Here is a 17,311-nt window from a genome sequence, read left to right on the forward strand (position 1 = left end):
GACCGTCCCGTCGTGGTGGGGGGTGGGGGTGAGGTCAGACCGAGACCGGCTCGCCCGCCGCCGCGGCGATCTCCGCCTCGGCGACCACACCGGTGACGCGGCGCAGCTTCTTCATGGGGCCGAGCTCGGAGTCGTAGACCTTCTTGACGCCGTCGCCGAGGGAGGCCTCGATGGTGCGGATGTCGCGGACCAGGCGGGCCAGGCCCTGCGGCTCGACGGAGGCGGCCTGGTCGGAGCCCCACATGGCGCGGTCGAGGGTGATGTGGCGCTCGACGAAGGTGGCGCCGAGGGCGACGGCGGCGAGGGTGGTCTGCAGGCCGGTCTCGTGGCCGGAGTAGCCGATCGGGACGTTCGGGTACTCCTGCTGGAGCGTGTTGATCACGCGCAGGTTGAGCTCCTCGGCCTTCGCCGGGTAGGTCGAGGTGGCGTGGCAGAGCAGGATGTTGTCGCTGCCCAGGACCTCGACGGCGTGGCGGATCTGCTTCGGGGTGGACATGCCGGTGGAGAGGATGACCGTACGGCCGGTGGCGCGCAGGGCGCGCAGCAGCTCGTCGTCGGTCAGGGAGGCGGAGGCGACCTTGTGGGCGGGGACGTCGAACTTCTCCAGGAAGGCGACGGCCTCGGTGTCCCACGGGGAGGCGAACCAGGCGATGTTCCTGGACTTGCAGTACTCGTCGATCTGGCGGTACTCGTCCTCGCCGAACTCCACGCGGTGGCGGTAGTCGATGTACGTCATCCGGCCCCAGGGGGTGTCGCGCTCGATGTCCCACTGGTCGCGCGGGGTGCAGATCTCGGGGGTGCGCTTCTGGAACTTGACGGCGTCGCAGCCGGCCTCGGCGGCGGCGTCGATCAGCTTGAAGGCGTTCTCGAGGTCGCCGTTGTGGTTGATGCCGATCTCGCCGGTGATGTAGACGGGGCGGCCGGGGCCGGCCTCGCGGGTACCGAAGGAGCGGATGCGGGAGTTGGTGCTCATGGCGGGGGGTTCCTTACTTGGACTGGGTGATCGTGGTGGGGGTGTCGAAGGACTCGAGGGAGTCGGGGACGTGGAGCGAGTCGAGCGAGGGGCCGAGGAGCCAGGCGGCGATCTCCCGGATCGCGCCCTCGCCGCCGGGCACGGTGGTGACCGCGCGTGCGGCGTCGCGCACGGTGTCGTGGGCGCTGGCGACCGCCACGGGCCAGCCCACGAGGGCGAAGCACGGCAGGTCGTTGACGTCGTTGCCGACGTAGAGCACGCGCTCGGGCGCGATGCCCTGCTCCTCGCACCACTGCTTGAGTGCGAGGTCCTTGCGGTCGATGCCGTGCAGCACCGGGAGCTTCAGCTTCCGGGCGCGGGCGGCGACGACCGGGTTCACCTCCGTGGACAGGATCAGCATCCGCAGGCCGCTGCGGCGCAGGGCCGCGATGCCGAGTCCGTCGCCGCGGTGCACGGAGACGAACTCCCGTCCGTCGGAGTCGATCAGCACCCGGTCGTCGGTCTGGGTGCCGTCGAAGTCGAGGACGACCGCGTCGATGTCGGCCGTGGTCGGGAGGGCGCCCGGCCGTGCGGTGTCGAAGTGGGGGGCCAGGGCGCGGGCGCGGGCCAGGTCGTGCGGGTCGTCGATCTCCAGGACGCGGGCCGGGTCGGTGCGGACCAGTTCGGTGCGGCCGAAGAAGCGGTGCCCGTGCTTGCGGAAGCCGGGCGCGTCCATGGCGTAGGCGGCGCCGGTCTCCAGCAGGTCCTGGGGGCGGTCCTGGCGGCGCGGGCGGTAGGACTTGTCGTGGTTGACGCCGTAGCCGCCCTCCTCCTGGTCCGCCTCGTCCGCGCCGTCGCGCCACACGAAGCCGTGGAACGGGGCCACGGTCACCGCGGTGTCGGCGCCGCCCTCCACGATCGCGCCGGCCACCCCGTCGATGTCCTCGCGGACGAGGAAGGGGCTGGTGCACTGCACGAGGAGCACCACGTCGACGGCCGATCCGTGCAGGGCCTCGTGGGCGTCCATGGCGTGGAGCACCGCGGCCTCGGAGGTCGCCGTGTCCCCGGCGATGGCGGCGGGGCGCAGGACGACCTCGGCGCCGGCCTCGCGGGCGGTGGCCGCGATGGCCTGGTCGTCGGTGGAGACGACGACGTCCGTCACGAGGCGGGCGGCCCGGCACTCGCGCACCGCGCGGGCCACCAGGGGCACGCCGCCGACGGGGGCGAGGTTCTTCGCGGGCACGCCCTTGGAGCCGCCGCGCGCGGGAATCACCGCGAGCACACGGCGCACGTCGGCGCCCCGGCCCGGTTCCGGTTGGGACATGGGCTGTACTCCTTGCTGATGGTTCGGGCCGGTCACAGCTCCCCCATCCGCCGGATGACCGGGGCGACGCGCTGCACGCCGTGCCGGTAGGCGCCGCGGGCCGCGCGGCGCACGATCTGCCGGACCGGGCCGGGCTCGCGGTCGGCGGCGGGCGCGCCGGGCAGCGGGGTGCCGTCCGGGCCGAGGTGGTGGCGGGCGAGGATGCCGGGCAGGTAGCCGGGGGCGGTGACGGGTGTGTAGTACGGGGTGAGCGGCGGCAGGCCGCCGGGCCGGGCGAGCAGGGAGGCGATGCGTGCGCGGGCCCGGTCGAAGGCGGTCGCGTACGTGCTCTCCCCCGCGCCGGTTCCGCCCGCCGCCACGCCCTGCCGGGCGATCCACTCCGGGTCGGGGACCGGGCGGTGGCCGTCGTCGAGCTGGTCCCAGGAGGCGAGGCAGCCGGAGCCGACGAAGTGGTGGTTGCCGAGCGCCTCGCGCACCCCGAGGTCGGTGAGCACGACGGTGGGGATGCGGCGGTGCAGCGACTCCAGGGCCGCCGTGGAGCTGACGGTCACCAGCAGGTCGGTGCGGTCGAGGACCTCGCCCATGTGCCCGTAGACGAGGTGGAAGTTGGACGGCGGGTCGGCCCGCTGCACCAGCTTCTGGTACGGCAGCTCCTCGATGTGCGTGGTGTGCTCGCCCGGCTTGGAGCGCAGCTTGAGCAGCACCTCGCGCTCCGGATGGCGCCGGGCGTGCTGGATCAGGCGGTCCAGCAGGTAGGCGCGGTCCTTGCGGCTGTCCGGGACGGAGGGCTGGGCGGCGAAGACGACGGTGTACGGATCGTGCTCGCCGGTGTAGGCGGCCCCGCCGAGGAAGGGCAGGGCGACCTCGGTCACCGCGGAGGCGTCGGCGCCGACCCCCTCGTACACGGCGCGGAAACGGTCCGCGTCCTGTCGGGAGTTGGCCAGCACGAGGTCGGCGCCGTGGCGCAGGAGCAGGCCGTCGGCGAGCTTCTCGTAGACGACGCCGACGTAGCCGGTGACGACGACGGGCCGGTCGGAGCGGTCCTCCCACACGCGCCCCAGGCCGTGCAGCATGGCCTGGACGCCGCCGCCGACCAGGGCGAGGACGAGGACGTCGTACGGCTCCTCGGCCATCGTGCGCAGGAACTCGACGGCGGTCACCTCGCGGAGCGAGTCCGCGGTGACGCCGACTTCCCGCAGCTGGCGGGGCGTGGGGGTGGCTCGGCCTCGCAGGAGGTAGCCGTCGAGGTGGATGTCCGCGTCCTCGGGGGAGATGCGGCTCGCGGTGAGCGCGCCCCATTTCCACCGGGTGTCGGAGTCCGCCAGGACGGCGACTCGCAGGGCCTTCGTTGCACTTGCTGGCACGTCGCAAACGCTAAAAAGGCTTTTCTAGGAACCGCCCAACCGGAATCCAACAAATGGTGAACAGCACAACGCCGACTGGCGAATCGAGCCGCCCGGCACCCGGAACACCGCGCGCTTCACGGCTTCGCCATGCCTCGTTCACCGCATATCAAGGTGCAGGCAAAGCCCGATGCCGGGCCGACCCCCTAACGTCGTTCCCGTGCCAAAGCTCTCCGTCATCGTGCCGTTCTACAACGTGCGGCAATACGCACCCGACACCCTGCGGAGTCTGCGCGCGAACGCGCGGGACGACTTCGAATTCATTCTCGTCGACGACTGCTCGTCCGACGGAACCGTTGACCTCCTCGCGCGGGCCGAGACCGAGTTGCCGGGGGCGGTGCTGGTCAGACACGAACGAAACGGCGGTCTGGCCACCGCCCGCAACACCGGCATCGACCGGGCACGCGGCGAGTACCTGACCTTCCTGGACGGTGACGACTGGCTGGCCCCCGGCTACTACGACCGGCTCGTCGCCACGATCGAGGAACTGGGCTGCGACTTCGTGCGCACCGACCACGTCCAGTGCACGGCGCGGTCCCGCCTCGTGCACCGGGTGCCGCACGGCCGCCGCAACGTCCGCCTGCGTCCGCGCGACGCGATCCTGCCCGCGCACCGGTCCACCTCCGTCGACTACGCGTACGCCTGGGCCGGCGTCTACCACCGCCGGCTGGTCGAGCGCGGTCTGCTGCACTTCACCGACGGGCTGCGCACGGCCGAGGACCGGCCGTGGATCTGGAAGCTGCACCGGGAGGCGGAGTCGTTCGCGGTGACGGGACTGCTCGGTGTCTTCTACCGGCGCGGGGTGGCCTCCTCGCTCACCCAGATCGGTGACGTCCGCCAGCTCGACTTCATCCGCGCCTTCGACGAGGTCGTCACGGAGACGGCCGAGGACGCCGACGCCGCGCGTCTGCTGCCGAAGGCCGTGCGCACGTACTGCGCGATCATTTCCCACCATCTAGGTTCCATCGAAAGGTTCGAGCCTGCCGTGGCCCGCAAACTGAAGGCGATGAGCGCCGCCGCCCTGCGGCGCATGCCGCAGGACACGCTCGACGAGGTGCTCCGCTCGATGGACGCCGAGCGCGCCACGCTGCTGCGCCGGCTGCGCCGCCGCGCACTGCCGGGTGCGGAGGTGGCGGCGTGACCACGCAGATCTTCCTGGCGTCGACGCTGTACGGCACGGCCACGCTCGCCGCGGCGCTGGACGCGGGCTGTTTCGCCCCGGCCGACCGGCGGATCCTGCTCGTCTCCAACAACGCGACGACGCCCGAGACGACGCCCTCCCTGGACGCGATGCCCGGGTTCGAGCGGCTGCGGTCGCGGTTCGACGACGTGGTGTCGTGGAACGAGACGATCTTCCCCTTCCACCCCGGCGGCTGGTCGCCGCGGGTGGAGGACGCGCCGATGTGGGAGCGGTACCTGCGGCTGGCCTGGGATCTGGGCGACGACGACGTGGCGCTCGCCGTGGAGTCGATCCAGGTGCACCCGGCGCTCGGGGTGGCGCAGATCTTCACCGACGCTCCCCTCACCGTCTACGCCGACGGCCTGATGAGTTACGGCCCCACCCGCAACAAGCTCGACCCGCTGGTCGGCACGCGCGTGGAGCGGCTGCTCCACCTCGACCTGGTCCCGGGGCTGGTGCCGCTGCTGCTGACCGAGTTCGACGTCGCGGCGGAGATCGTGCCGACCCCGGCGTTCACCAAGGTGCTGGCCGAGCTGGCGGACGGCGACGCCGGCCTGCCTGAGGTCGAGCGGCCGGCGCTGCTGCTGGGCCAGTACCTGTCGGCGCTGGGCATCCTCTCCGCCGAGGAGGAGGAGAGCCTGCACGTGACGATGCTGACGGGCGCCGTCGGACTCGGCCACACCCGCGTGGTGTTCAAGCCGCACCCCACGGCACCGGCCCGCTTCACCCGCACCCTGGAGCAGGAGGCGGAGCGGCTCGGCGTCGACCTCACCGTGCTGGACACACCGGTCCTGGCGGAGGTGCTGTACCAGCGGATGCGCCCGGGGCTGGTCGTCGGCTGCTTCTCCACGGCCCTGCTGACCGCGTCCGCGTTGTACGGGCTGCCGGTCGCCCGGGTCGGCACCGACACCCTGCTGGACCGGCTGACGCCGTACGAGAACAGCAACCGCGTCCCCGTCACCATCGTCGACGCGCTGCTGCCCGAGCCGGCCGACGCCGCCGCCGTCGCCGAGGGGCGACCGGGCCTGGACACGGACGCCCTCGCCGCGCTGGTGCGGGCCGTCGGGTTCGCGATGCAGCCCAAGATCCTGCCCGAGCTGCGGCCCGCGGCCGAGGAGTACCTGCGGAGCAACCTGAACGCCCGCACCCGCCGGTACTTCAAGAAACGGCGGCTGACCTCTCTGGGCCTGCCCGGTGGCATTCCGGAGCGGCTGGCATTCCTGCCGCACAATTCCGCGGCCCGCAAGGTGGTGCGACGGGCGAGGTCCATTCGGCGTTCGATCAAACGGTGAGGGAATTCCCGATGTCGGGGACATGAACGCCGGCTCGTCGATCACGGTTCCGCTCTCCCTTCACTTTCCCTTCACCCGTTCACTGTCATTTCTCGCGCAAGGTGATGCGGGGATCTCCTCGGAACCTGCGGGCGTCCTGAGGACCGACATCGACCGCACCACGGTCTAAGGAGTAGTACGAGCGTGACCGAGACGGTCGTGAGCACCTCGACAGCGCGGCCCGGGACGGCCGCCGCACCGGCGGCGCCGGCCGGCCCGGCGCCCGGGGGGAAGAAGCCCGCCCGGGGGCGGCTGCGCGCCCTGGACGGACTGCGGCTGGTGGCCGCCCTGATGGTGGCGGCATACCACTACGGCGGACGCGGCGGCTACGTCACCGACGCCTGGGGCAGTTCGCCCGCGCACCAGTTCCCGACGCTGCACACGCTGTTCTCCTACGGCTGTCTCGGTGTCCAGGTCTTCTTCGTGATCAGCGGGTTCGTGATCTGCATGAGCGGCTGGGGGCGGTCCCTGACGTCGTTCTTCGCGTCCCGCGTGTCCCGGCTGATGCCCGCGTACTGGGTGGCGGTCGTGCTGGTGACCGCGGTGTTCGCACTGCCGGTGGTCGCCTACGAGGCGGTCTCACCGAGCGACGCCCTGGTCAACCTGACGATGCTGCAGCAGCCCCTGGGCGCGGACCGGGTGCTGGGCGTGTGCTGGACGCTGTGGGTGGAGGTCCGCTTCTACGCGCTGTTCGCGCTGTGCGTCGTCCTGCCGGGTGCGAACCGCCGACGGGTCCTGCTGTTCTGCGGTGGCTGGCTGATGGCGGCGGTGCTCGCGCAGGCCGCGCGTGAGCCGCTGCTCGACCTGGTGCTGATGCCGCAGTACGCCCCGTTCTTCGTCGGCGGCATCGGCCTGTACCTCGTCCACCGCGACCGGCGGGACGCCCACGGGTGGGGCATCACGGCCGTGAGCTTCCTGGTCGGTCAGCACTACGCGGTGGCCGACCTGTGGAACGCCTCCGACCCGGACGCCTTCGCCCACCGCACCACCTTCGGCATCGTCCTCGTCGTCGCCTTCGGCTTCGTGGCGGTGGCGGCGATCGCGCTGGGCTGGCTGAGCTGGGCGAACTGGCGCTGGCTGACGGTGGCCGGGGCCCTGACGTACCCCTTCTACCTGGTGCACGAGCACCTGGGCTGGGTGGTGATCCACACCCTGCACCGGGACCTGCACGTGCCGTCGGCGGCGACGTTCGTGCTGACGACGGCCGCGATGCTGCTGCTGGCCTGGTTGCTGAATCGATTCGTCGAGGAGCCGCTCACACCGCGGCTGCGGTCGGTGCTCTCCCGGACCCGCTGAGCGCGCTCGGCCCGTACCCGGTGTGCGGCGGAGCGAGCTCCGCCGCGCGCCGGGCCCGGGCCGAGCGGCCGGTGACAGCGGCCGGGGTCAGCCCAGGGGCAGCGGAGCCGGGCCTGCCGGGGCGACGCCCGTGACGCGGAAGTTGTCGGCGTGCTCCAGCGTGAAGCGCTCCCAGCCGGCGGCGCTGTCCGAGCGGGCGCGCAGCAGTCCCGCGTCGGCCCCGGTGTAGTTGGCCTCGGTGACGACGTACTTGCCGTTCGCCGTGGACCGCAGGGCGTACTTGCGGTCGCCCTGCGGCACCAGGGTGTAGGACTCCCACCCGTTGACGGTCCCGCTGCGGGCGCGCAGCATCCCCTCGTAGGCTCCGGTCTGGTTCATCTCGGTGGTGACGAAGGAGTGGTTGGCGGCGGACCGCAGCGCCACCGTCGTGCCGCCGTCGCGGGTGTGGAGCGTGAACTGCTCCCAGCCCCCCACCTCGTCACCGCGGGCCCGCAGCCTGCCCTCCTGGGCGCCGGTGGCGTTGAGTTCGGCGGACACGTACTTGTCGTTGGCCTGGGCCTTCAAGGACCAGCGGGCGACCTGGGCGCCGACCCAGTCCGTGATGTCGTCCAGGCGGGTCTGGACGGCGCCGCGCCGGGTCTCCTCGGAGCCGAAGCACCCGCCCTGCCAGGAACGGCTGCTGACCGCCACGAGCGCGTCGCCGGCGGCGCCGGAGCGGACCGCCGGGCCGCCCGCGTCGCCCTTGCAGATCGCGGCGCCGTCCCGTCCCTCGACGTCCAGTTCCGCTCCGCGGGTGCCGGTGACGGTGAACGTGCCGGCGTGCGGCCGTTCGGGCACCCACTCGCCGGTGGTGCGTCCGTGACCGGCGACGGACAGCTCCTCGCCGGCGACGGGGGCCTCGGCGCCGAGGGCCACGGGCGTGATGCCCCACACCGGCGAGGAGAGCCGCGCCAGCACCAGGTCCCGGTCGGCACGGGGCACCAGTTCGACGATGTCGCGCACCTGGCCGGTGGTACCCGGGCCGGTGCGTCCGACGGTGACCTCGGTGGGACGGGGAGGCGGGCCCGCGGCGAGCGACGCGTGCCGGGACGGCTCGGCGGCGAGGCAGCTCGCCGCCGTGACGATCCAGCGCGCCTCGATCAGCGCCCCGGAACAGGCGCGTTCCGTGTCGCCCACCACGATCCTCGCGAGATAGGTTCCGGCCCCGTCGCCGACCGGTTCACCCACGGTCGCCCTGGCCGGCCCGGTGACGAGCGCTGCCGCCACGACCAGCACGCCGACGGACCACGCCCCGTGTCTCGTCGTTCTCTTCATGCTTCTCCCCCCACATCGGTTGCGTCCGGTGCCGCCATATCTGCACCACCACCGTGAAGCGGGGGTGAACGACGGACGTCCGGCAGCGGAAGCGAGAACCGGCCGGGCCCGTTGGGCGATTCGTGTGATCTTCCGTCCATGGGATCGCGCGCGCCGACCGCGTCGTACGCCCCAAGAGGCATGCTCCCCTCATGGCCACTGCGCAAGAGACGCACGAGTACCCCGCCGAGCTGGGCGACGTCCCGGGCTGGTTCTGGCCGCTGGACCAGGTGCTCTTCTCCTGGTTCCTTCAGTGGCAGGAGGCCGGGGGAACCCGCGGCGACCTGCTCGAACTGGGTGCCTACCTGGGCAAGAGCGCGATCCTGCTGGGCCACCACCTGCGGGACGGCGAGACGCTGACGGTCTGTGACCTCTTCGGGGCCGACGCGCCGGACGACGCGAACCGGGCCGAGACGGCACGGTCGTACTCCACGCTCACCCGGCAGGCGTTCGAGCGGAACTACCTCTCCTTCCACGACACCCTGCCGACCGTCGTCCAGGCCCCCACCTCCGCCATCACCGACGCGGTCGCGTCCGGCAGCTGCCGGTTCGTCCACATCGACGCCTCGCACCTGTACGAGCACGTCCACTCCGACATCGCCGCGGCCCGCGACCTGCTGCGGCCCGACGGCATCGTCGTCCTCGACGACTTCCGCACCGAACACACCCCGGGCGTCGCCGCCGCCGCCTGGGAGGCCGTCCTCAACCGGGGGCTGCGCCCCGTCTGCCTGAGCAGCCAGAAGCTGTACGGCACCTGGGGCGACCCCGGGCCCGTCCAGGAGGAGCTGCTCGCCGCGCTGCACGGGCGCGACGACTGCGGGGTGAGCGTGGAGCGGGCCGCCGGGCACCGGCTGGTCCGCGTCCGGGCCAAGGACAGGAGCATGCGGCCGCCGTCGCTGCCGTCCTCGCGGTACCGGGCGTCCGCGGCGGCCCGGCGGTCACGGGCAAAGGCGCCGTCGGTACCGGCACAGGTGAAGCAGGCCCAGCGGTCCGAGCGGTCCCCCGCGCGGCCGGTGTCCCGCCGCGGGCGGGCCCGGCGTCTCGCCCTGGACCTGTTGCCGCCGGCCGTCACCCGGGCGGTGCGGCGGTACCGGGCGACGCGGCGGGCGAAGGCGGGCGGGGTGCCTCAGCCGAGGCCGTAGCGCACCCCGATCCCCTCGATCAGCAGCGCCAGCCCCTCCTCGAAGTGCCGGTCGTGGTCCGTGAAGAGCTCCGCGCCCGCCGCTGCCGCCAACGGGTAGCCGGCCAGCCGGCGGGCGCGTTCCTCCATCAGGTCGAAGCCCTCGCTGCGCTCGTCGGGCGGGGGCTGGACACCCTGTTCCTCGGTGACGAAGCCGAGGGTGTACAGGTACACCGTCGTGAACGCCCGGACCGCCTGGGGGAGGCTGAAGCCCGCGGCGGTGAGCAGACGCAGGCTGTCCTCCAGCTGCTCGGCGTGCTCCACGCCGGTGAAGCGTGAGCCGCTGAACACCTTCGCGCCGTCGCGGTAGCCGAGCAGGGCCGCGCGCAGGCCTCGGTTGGCCTTGAGCAGCCGCTCCCGCCAGGTGTCGTCCGGGTCCAGCGCGGTGCCGGCGACCATCCGCCGGTACATCTCGGTGGCCATCTCGTCGAGCAGGGCCCGCTTGTCCTTGAAGTGCCAGTACAGGGCGGGCGCCTTCACGTCCAGTTCCCTGGCGATGGCGCGCAGGGTGAGGCCGTCCAGGCCCACCTCGTTCAGCAGTTTCAGCGCCGTGTCCGCGACCCGTCGGCGGTCGAGGGGGGTGCGTCGTTCCGTTCCCACGGGGGACAGCTTGACACCTTAACGTCGTTAAGGCGATGCTGGGGCGCGACAGGGACTTAACGGCGTTAAGGAGACTCGGCATGAACACGGACGTCCTGATCGTCGGCGCGGGCCCCACCGGCCTGGCCCTCGGCGTCGACCTGGCCCGGCGTGGCGTGGACGCGCTGGTCGTGGAGCGCGCGCGGGCGCTCTTCCCCGGCTCGCGGGGCAAGGGCTTCCAGCCCCGCACGATGGAGGTCCTCGACGACCTCGGCGTCATCGACGCGATCCACGCGGCGGGCGGCCCCTACCCGATCGGCATGATCTGGAAGAACGGCGAGCGGGTCGGCGAGCACCACATGTTCGACCCGGCCGAGCCGAGCGAGGACTCGCCCTACAACAGGGCGTGGATGGTGCCGCAGTGGCGCACGCAGGAGATCCTGGCGGCACGGCTCGCGGAACTGGGCGGCAGGATCGCCTTCCAGCACGAGGTCGTCGGTGTCTCGCAGGACGACGAGAGCGTCACCGCGCACCTCTCCTCGGGCGGGACGGTGCGCGCCCGCTACCTGCTCGCGGCGGACGGCGGCCGGTCGGCGGTGCGCCGCGCGCTGGACATCGGCATGACCGGCGGGACCGTCGACCCGGGCCCGACGCTGGTGGCGGACGTCCGGATCAACGGCCTGGACCGGGACAACTGGCACGTCTTCCCGCCGCGCGAAGGCGACGACCTCCTCGCCGTCTGCCCCCTGGCCGGCACCGAGGACTTCCAGGTGATGGCGCGGTTCCCGGAGGGCGCGGACGTGGACACCTCCCCGGACGGCGTCCGCAAGGTCGTCGCGGAGCGCTCGCACATCACCGCCGAGGACGTCACCGAGGTCCGCTGGACCTCCGACTTCCGGCCGCGGGCGGCCCTGGCCGACCGTTTCCGCTCGGGCCGGGTCTTCCTCGCCGGTGACGCGGCGCACGTGCACTCACCCGCGGGCGGTCAGGGGCTGAACACCAGCGTCCAGGACGCCTACAACCTGGGCTGGAAGCTGGACGCGGTGCTGAAGGGGGACGCTCCGGCCGCGCTCCTGGACAGCTACGAGGAGGAACGGCGGCCGGTCGCCGCGCAGATGCTCGACCTGTCGACCGCCGTCCACCGCGGCGAGGTGCGGCGCGGCGCGGCGACCCGGCAGCTGGGGATCGGGTACCGGGACTCCTCGCTGACGGTGGAGACGCGGGGCGCCGTCGACGAGGGCACGGTACGGGCCGGTGACCGCGCGCCCGACGGGAGGGTGGACGGCGTACGGCTCTTCGACGCCTTCCGGGGGCCGCACTGGACGCTGCTGGCGCTGGGCGTCGACGCGCCCGGCCGTGGCGTGGGGGCGGCGGTACGGGTGGTGCGCGGGGGCGCGCACGGGGCGTACGGGGCGTACGGGGCGGGGCTGTTCCTCGTACGGCCGGACGGGTACGTCGGATGGGCCGGGGACACGCCGGAGGGCCTCGGCACCTACCTGGAACGGTTCGGGCTGGGCTCCTGAGGCCCGGACCGGGGCCCGTCCGGGCGGGCCGGCCCAGTGGTCGCCGGCGTGAGGATCTCGTCACCGGCTTCGACACCGTTCCCCGCCGTTCGGCCCCCGATCTCCCGTCCGAGGTGACGACCCGGCTCAGCAGGTTCTAGAAGGCATCCGAGGGCACATACGTCCCCCAGACCTCCCGCAACGCGTTGCACACCTCGCCCACGGTCGCCCGCGCCCGCAGCGCGTCCTTCATCGGGTACAGGACGTTGTCCTCGCCCTCGGCGGCCTTCTTCAGGGCCGCCAGTGCCGAGTCCACCGCCGCCTGGTCGCGCTCCGCCCGGAGCTTGGCCAGGCGTTCGGCTTGCTGGGCCTCGATGGCCGGGTCGACGCGGAGGGGCTCGTAGGGCTCCTCCTCGTCGAGCTGGAAGCGGTTGACGCCGACCACGACCCGTTCGCCGGAGTCGGTCTCCTGGGCGATGCGGTAGGCGCTGCGCTCGATCTCGTTCTTCTGGAAGCCGTGCTCGATGGCGTTGACCGCGCCGCCGAGGTCCTCGACCTTGCGCATCAGCTCCAGCGCCGCCGCCTCGACGTCGTCGGTCATCTTCTCGATGACGTACGAACCGGCGAAGGGGTCGACGGTCGCCGTCACGTCCGTCTCGTAGGCGAGGACCTGCTGGGTGCGCAGGGCGAGACGGGCGGACTTGTCGGTCGGCAGCGCGATGGCCTCGTCGAAGGAGTTGGTGTGCAGCGACTGGGTGCCGCCGAGGACGGCCGCCAGGCCCTGGACGGCGACGCGGACCAGGTTCACCTCGGGCTGCTGGGCCGTCAGCTGCACGCCCGCCGTCTGGGTGTGGAAGCGCAGCATCAGCGACTTGGGGTTCTCCGCGCCGAACTCCTCCTTCATCACCCGGGCCCAGATCCGGCGGGCCGCGCGGAACTTGGCGACCTCCTCCAGGATCGTCGTGCGGGCCACGAAGAAGAAGGAGAGACGGGGCGCGAAGTCGTCGACGTCCATGCCCGCCGCGACCGCCGTCCGCACGTACTCGATGCCGTCGGCGAGGGTGAAGGCGATCTCCTGCGCGGGGGACGCGCCCGCCTCGGCCATGTGGTAGCCGGAGATCGAGATGGTGTTCCACTTGGGGATCTCGGCCCGGCAGTACTTGAAGATGTCCGCGATCAGCCGCAGCGAGGGCTTGGGCGGGAAGATGTACGTCCCGCGCGCGATGTACTCCTTCAGCACGTCGTTCTGGATCGTGCCGGTGAGCTGGTCGGCGCCCACGCCCTGCTCCTCGGCGACCAGTTGGTACAGCAGGAGCAGCAGGGCCGCGGGGGCGTTGATCGTCATCGACGTCGAGACCCTGTCCAGCGGGATCCCGCCGAACAGCACCCGCATGTCGTCGATCGAGTCGATCGCCACGCCCACCTTGCCGACCTCGCCCGAGGCGATCGGGGCGTCGGAGTCGTGGCCCATCTGGGTGGGCAGGTCGAAGGCGACCGACAGGCCCATCGTGCCGTTGGCGATCAGCTGCTTGTAGCGGGCGTTGGACTCCGTCGCCGTGCCGAAACCGGCGTACTGGCGCATCGTCCACGGCCGGCCGGTGTACATCGACGGGTACACGCCCCGGGTGAAGGGGTACTTCCCCGGTTCGCCCAGCTTCTCGGCCGGGTCCCAGCCCTCCTGGGCTTCGGGCCCGTAGACTGGTTCGATGGGCAGTCCGCTCTCGGTGGACCGTGCACTGCCCGACTCGCGCGCCATGGTGTGATGCCTCCCGCTGAGCACATGTTCGACATGTTCGAACTACCCGTCAGTTACTCGCCAGTACAGGCCGGCCCTTCGACGGACTGTATCGGCGCACGCGCACCCGGTGCAGGGGCGCACGCTGGGACCTTGCTCACAACCTCGATGCGGTCCCGGTCACAACGATGCCGTGCCGTTCGCGGCGCGTCATCCGCGGGGAACATCTCAGGGGGACGTCCGTGCGGGGCCGTGAGACGACGGGGGGCCGGGATGCGTACGACAGGCACGGGGAGTGCGGGGAGCACCGGGAGGGCGGTCGCGGTCGCCCTGGGGATCGCGCTGCTGGTGGGCGGCTGCACGGTGCAGGGCACGGGCGTCGACGGCAACGGGCGCTCACCGGTGCGCATCGGCGTCACCGGGACACCGTCGGGGAACACGCCGGCCGACGACCGGCCGTCCGGGGCGCCGCGGGCCGGTCTGGAGCCCCGGGTGCTGTGGGGGCGGGGCGACACCGGCCCGGAGGTCCGTGAGCTCCAGGCCCGGCTGCGCCAGGTCCAGTGGCTCGTCGACGGGCCGACCGGGACGTACGACGACCTGACCGAGCGCGCGGTGAGCGGCTTCCAGGGCAAGCGCGGGCTGCCCAGAACGGGCCGGACCGACACCGTCACCTGGCAGCGGCTGCTGGGGATGACGCGGGAGCCGGGCAGGTGGGAGCTGTACCTGATGGGCGGTCAGCCGGCCGCCGCTCCGGATCCGCGCTGTCTGACCGGCCGGGTGCTGTGCGTCAGCAAGACGAGCCGGACGCTGCGCTGGATGGTCGACGGGCGGACCGTGTCGACGATGCCGGTGCGGTTCGGCTCGCAGTACACGCCGACCCGGGAGGGCGTGTTCCACGTCTACTGGAAGTCCCGTCACCACTGGTCGACGCTCTACGACTCCGCCATGCCCTACGCGATGTTCTTCAGCGGCGGCCAGGCCGTGCACTACTCGTACGACTTCGCCGCCCGTGGGTACGCGGGCACCTCGCACGGCTGTGTCAACGTGCGGGACGAGGCGGCGATCGCGGACCTCTACGCGCAGGTGAGGAACGGCGACAAGGTCGTCGTGTACCGGTGAGACGGCTGAGACGGCACCGTGCGGAAGGGGCGCGGGCGGGACAGGGGGAACGTGTCCCGCCCGCGCCGAGATGCACGAGCCGTAGGTACGGGGGGAACCCCGGCTCGGTGCGGAAGCCGATGACCAGTCGGCTCACTCATCACTGCGTCACGGTGGCCGAAAGTGTCACACCCCCGCGAGACGCTCCCGGGCGACGGCGGAATCGCGGGTCAGGCGGCCGACCCGAGGCGGGACGACGGATGCGGCGGGGGAGCTCCGCGGTGGCGGTCGTCATCGCCCCTGCCGCCGCCCCCCTTCTTTCCGCCCTGACCGCCTTTGCCGCCCCGGTCGTCCTTGCCGCCGTCACCGCCCCGGTCGTCCCTGTCGCCCTCGCCGTCCTGACCGCCTTTGCCGCCCTCGCCGCCCCGGTCGCCCTCGCCGCCCCGGTCGTCCCTGTCGCCGGAGTCCTTCCCGGTGTGCCGCTCCCGGCGCTCCTCCCCGGGCTCACCGGGCTCCCCGCCGTCCCCGGCGCCGCCCCGCTCCCCGGCCGCGGGACCGGGAGCGGCGAGGAGGCCCGCGCAGTACGTGCCGATCCGCGACGAGCCCCCGGCCGCTTCCGTCAGCGCCCGCTTCCGGGTGCCGTCCAGTGCCCTGCCGGCGCGTACGTCGCGGCAGGACGCGGCGAGGCCCGGTCGCCGGGCGTCGGAGCCGCCGGTCCCCCGTTCGCGGGACTCGCGGTCGCGGGCGCCGTCGTCGTCGCCCTCCTCTCGCGCGGTGCCCCGGTCGGGCGTGCCGGGCGGGGTGCCGCCCGGCGTCGATCCGCCCCGCACGCCGTCCAGCGGCGCCGGCGAGGCGCGCGGGCGGTCGGGGGACGCGACGGCCGAGACGGTGGCGGCGGGGTCCGGTTCGGTGCCGTCGAACGGCGTCGGCAGGACTCCGGTTCCGGCCGCGACCGCCACCCCGCCGACCATGCCGGCGGTCAGCGCGGCGGCCAGCCCGAGGCGCAGGGGACGGTTCCAGCGGGGGCGCCGGACCGCGTCGCCGCGCCGGCCGGCGCGGACCGCCGCGGCGTCGGAGGACCCCGCCGCGGTGCCGTGACGGAGGGCGGCCGACGGCCCCTCCAGCGTGTCGGCCCGCTCGGCGCGCACCTTGCGGAAGGCGGCCAGCGCGGCGGCCTCGCCGGGGAGCTCCTCGCCGGCCGGCGCGGGTGGGGCCGAGAGAGCGCCCAGGGCCTTGACGAGTCGTTCGGCCCGGTCGCGGGCCGCCGGGTCGACTGTCTGCGGTGACTCTCCGCGCAGCAAGAGCTCCGCCGTTTCGCGGTCCAGCCACTCGTCCTGCTCGTCGGCCATCACATGTCCCTCTGCGTCCGCGCACGCGTGTGCGTCACACTCGCGGACGTCACCGCTCGGCCGCGCGGTTCTCGCTGGGGCGGCAGGACTTCGAGACCGCCGTCCGATTCCGGATCGCCGCCGAGCAGTTCGGCCAGGCGCTTCAGGCCGCGGTGCGCCGCCGTGCGGACGGCACCGGGCCGCTTGCCCAGCGTCTCGGCGGCGCTCTTGGCGTCGAGGCCCACCACCACGCGCAGGACGACCGCCTCGGCCTGGTCCTGGGGCAGCCGGGCGATCAGGGACAGGGCGGTGTCGGTGGCCAGGGCCTCGATCGCCTCCCCCGCGGTGTCGGACTCGGCGGGCCTGCCGGTCAGCTCCGTCTCGTCGCCGCCGATCACGGGCCGGCGCCCGCGCATGCGGATGTGGTCCAGCGCGCGGTTGCGGGCGATACGGGCGGCCCAGCCGCGGAACCGGTCGGCGTCGCCGGTGAACCGTTCCAGGTCGCGGGCGATCTGCAGCCACGCCTCGGACGCCACGTCCTCGGCGTCGGGGTCACCGACCAGTGTCCGTACGTATCCCAGCAGCCGCGGATGCACGCTGCGGTACACAGTCCGGAACGCGGTCTCGTCCCCGTCCTGTGCCGCACGCACCGCGGCGGTCAGCTCCGCGTCGTCCCCCAGCACCGAACGTGCCTCTCTTCGCGCCTAAGCCGGTGCCGCTCTCGCGGACCGGGTGCTCGCCGTCGTGGTTCCTCTTGTCGATCGTCGCGGTGGTCCACCGCGGGTCTGGTGCGGGAGGGAGGCTCCCGCCGGTCGGCGCGAACGGCACGTTACGTCGTGAAACCGCCACTCGTCCATGTCCTCCTCGCATTGCCGTACAAGATGCAACTAACCCGTGACGCGCGGGGGTGTGACAGAAAACGCAGTCCCGGCGCTGTACCAGGTACGGGCCGCCGCGCGGCCCGTGCCGCGCGACGGCCGGGGCCTCTCCTGTGGGGGGTGGCGGCTCCGGCCGTTGCCTTGGCCGACACCCTCGTTCCCGGACCGGGGC

14 protein-coding genes are annotated in these 17,311 nt (G+C 72.9%); 6 read left to right on the forward strand and 8 right to left on the reverse strand.

Annotation, left to right across the window (positions count from 1 at the left end; all coding sequences use genetic code 11):
- Positions 1-34 precede the first annotated feature (34 nt).
- From KUM32_RS27260 to KUM32_RS27270, 3 genes are read right to left on the reverse strand one after another with little or no spacing between them, the layout of a single operon-like run.
- Positions 35-973, reverse strand: coding sequence for an N-acetylneuraminate synthase family protein (locus KUM32_RS27260; protein WP_217144620.1), 939 nt, complete (start codon positions 971-973; stop codon positions 35-37).
- A gap of 13 nt (positions 974-986) precedes the next feature.
- The gene (locus tag KUM32_RS27265; RefSeq protein WP_217144621.1) at positions 987-2,276 is read right to left on the reverse strand and encodes an N-acylneuraminate cytidylyltransferase; all 1,290 of its coding nucleotides are present in this window, start codon (positions 2,274-2,276) and stop codon (positions 987-989) included.
- A 32-nt stretch (positions 2,277-2,308) separates the two neighbouring features.
- Positions 2,309-3,640, reverse strand: coding sequence for a DUF6716 putative glycosyltransferase (locus tag KUM32_RS27270; RefSeq protein ID WP_217144622.1), 1,332 nt, complete (start codon positions 3,638-3,640; stop codon positions 2,309-2,311).
- A gap of 199 nt (positions 3,641-3,839) precedes the next feature.
- Here KUM32_RS27270 and KUM32_RS27275 point away from each other — a divergent pair, with 199 nt between their 5' ends.
- The 3 genes from KUM32_RS27275 (at position 3,840) to KUM32_RS27285 (ending at position 7,486) form a co-directional block, all read left to right on the forward strand.
- The gene (locus KUM32_RS27275) at positions 3,840-4,820 is read left to right on the forward strand and encodes a glycosyltransferase family 2 protein (RefSeq protein ID WP_217144623.1); all 981 of its coding nucleotides are present in this window, start codon (positions 3,840-3,842) and stop codon (positions 4,818-4,820) included.
- The gene (locus KUM32_RS27280; protein WP_217144624.1) at positions 4,817-6,151 is read left to right on the forward strand and encodes an alpha-2,8-polysialyltransferase family protein; all 1,335 of its coding nucleotides are present in this window, start codon (positions 4,817-4,819) and stop codon (positions 6,149-6,151) included. Before KUM32_RS27275 ends, KUM32_RS27280 begins: the two co-directional genes overlap by 4 nt.
- A 183-nt stretch (positions 6,152-6,334) precedes the next feature.
- A complete protein-coding gene (locus KUM32_RS27285) occupies positions 6,335-7,486 on the forward strand; it encodes an acyltransferase (RefSeq protein WP_217144625.1) in 1,152 nt (383 codons plus the stop codon).
- 87 nt (positions 7,487-7,573) lie between these two features.
- On the opposite strand, the gene KUM32_RS27290 is transcribed toward KUM32_RS27285, so the two are convergent.
- The gene (locus KUM32_RS27290; RefSeq protein WP_217144626.1) at positions 7,574-8,800 is read right to left on the reverse strand and encodes a trypsin-like serine protease; all 1,227 of its coding nucleotides are present in this window, start codon (positions 8,798-8,800) and stop codon (positions 7,574-7,576) included.
- A gap of 191 nt (positions 8,801-8,991) precedes the next feature.
- Between KUM32_RS27290 and KUM32_RS27295 the strand changes: the two genes are divergently transcribed.
- Positions 8,992-9,981, forward strand: a complete 990-nt coding sequence (locus tag KUM32_RS27295; RefSeq protein WP_217144627.1) for a class I SAM-dependent methyltransferase — start codon at positions 8,992-8,994, stop codon at positions 9,979-9,981.
- Here KUM32_RS27295 and KUM32_RS27300 read toward each other — a convergent pair.
- Entirely contained in the window at positions 9,966-10,619 is a 654-nt protein-coding gene (locus tag KUM32_RS27300) for a TetR/AcrR family transcriptional regulator C-terminal domain-containing protein (RefSeq protein ID WP_217144628.1), read from the reverse strand. The two genes, KUM32_RS27295 and KUM32_RS27300, sit on opposite strands and share 16 nt — an antisense overlap.
- An 80-nt stretch (positions 10,620-10,699) precedes the next feature.
- On the opposite strand from KUM32_RS27300, the gene KUM32_RS27305 reads away from it, so the two are divergent.
- Complete coding sequence (locus tag KUM32_RS27305; protein ID WP_217144629.1) at positions 10,700-12,121, forward strand: FAD-dependent oxidoreductase; 1,422 nt, start codon at positions 10,700-10,702, stop codon at positions 12,119-12,121.
- A 136-nt stretch (positions 12,122-12,257) separates the two neighbouring features.
- Here the strand turns inward: KUM32_RS27305 and KUM32_RS27310 are convergent, their stop codons facing one another.
- Positions 12,258-13,856 carry a methylmalonyl-CoA mutase gene (locus KUM32_RS27310; protein WP_217144630.1) on the reverse strand — a complete coding sequence of 533 codons (1,599 nt, stop codon included), beginning with the start codon at positions 13,854-13,856 and terminating at the stop codon, positions 12,258-12,260.
- A 252-nt stretch (positions 13,857-14,108) separates the two neighbouring features.
- Here KUM32_RS27310 and KUM32_RS27315 point away from each other — a divergent pair, with 252 nt between their 5' ends.
- Positions 14,109-14,954: a L,D-transpeptidase family protein gene (locus tag KUM32_RS27315; protein ID WP_217144631.1), complete on the forward strand. Its 846-nt coding sequence runs from the start codon at positions 14,109-14,111 to the stop codon at positions 14,952-14,954.
- A gap of 209 nt (positions 14,955-15,163) precedes the next feature.
- On the opposite strand, the gene KUM32_RS27320 is transcribed toward KUM32_RS27315, so the two are convergent.
- Positions 15,164-16,282, reverse strand: coding sequence for a hypothetical protein (locus KUM32_RS27320; RefSeq protein ID WP_217144632.1), 1,119 nt, complete (start codon positions 16,280-16,282; stop codon positions 15,164-15,166).
- Entirely contained in the window at positions 16,282-16,944 is a 663-nt protein-coding gene (locus tag KUM32_RS27325; protein ID WP_217144633.1) for an RNA polymerase sigma factor, read from the reverse strand. Before KUM32_RS27325 ends, KUM32_RS27320 begins: the two co-directional genes overlap by 1 nt.
- Positions 16,945-17,311: the final 367 nt, after the last annotated feature.

It is taken from the genome of Streptomyces sp. AC627_RSS907, from assembly GCF_019049165.1.

Coding starts and splice junctions, on each gene's coding strand:
- KUM32_RS27260 (WP_217144620.1), bottom strand. CDS start 973: ATGAGCACCAACTCCCGCATCCGCTCCTTCGGTACCCGCGAGGCCGGC.
- KUM32_RS27265 (WP_217144621.1), bottom strand. CDS start 2,276: ATGTCCCAACCGGAACCGGGCCGGGGCGCCGACGTGCGCCGTGTGCTC.
- KUM32_RS27290 (WP_217144626.1), bottom strand. CDS start 8,800: ATGAAGAGAACGACGAGACACGGGGCGTGGTCCGTCGGCGTGCTGGTC.
- KUM32_RS27295 (WP_217144627.1), top strand. CDS start 8,992: ATGGCCACTGCGCAAGAGACGCACGAGTACCCCGCCGAGCTGGGCGAC.
- KUM32_RS27305 (WP_217144629.1), top strand. CDS start 10,700: ATGAACACGGACGTCCTGATCGTCGGCGCGGGCCCCACCGGCCTGGCC.
- KUM32_RS27310 (WP_217144630.1), bottom strand. CDS start 13,856: ATGGCGCGCGAGTCGGGCAGTGCACGGTCCACCGAGAGCGGACTGCCC.
- KUM32_RS27315 (WP_217144631.1), top strand. CDS start 14,109: ATGCGTACGACAGGCACGGGGAGTGCGGGGAGCACCGGGAGGGCGGTC.
- KUM32_RS27320 (WP_217144632.1), bottom strand. CDS start 16,282: ATGGCCGACGAGCAGGACGAGTGGCTGGACCGCGAAACGGCGGAGCTC.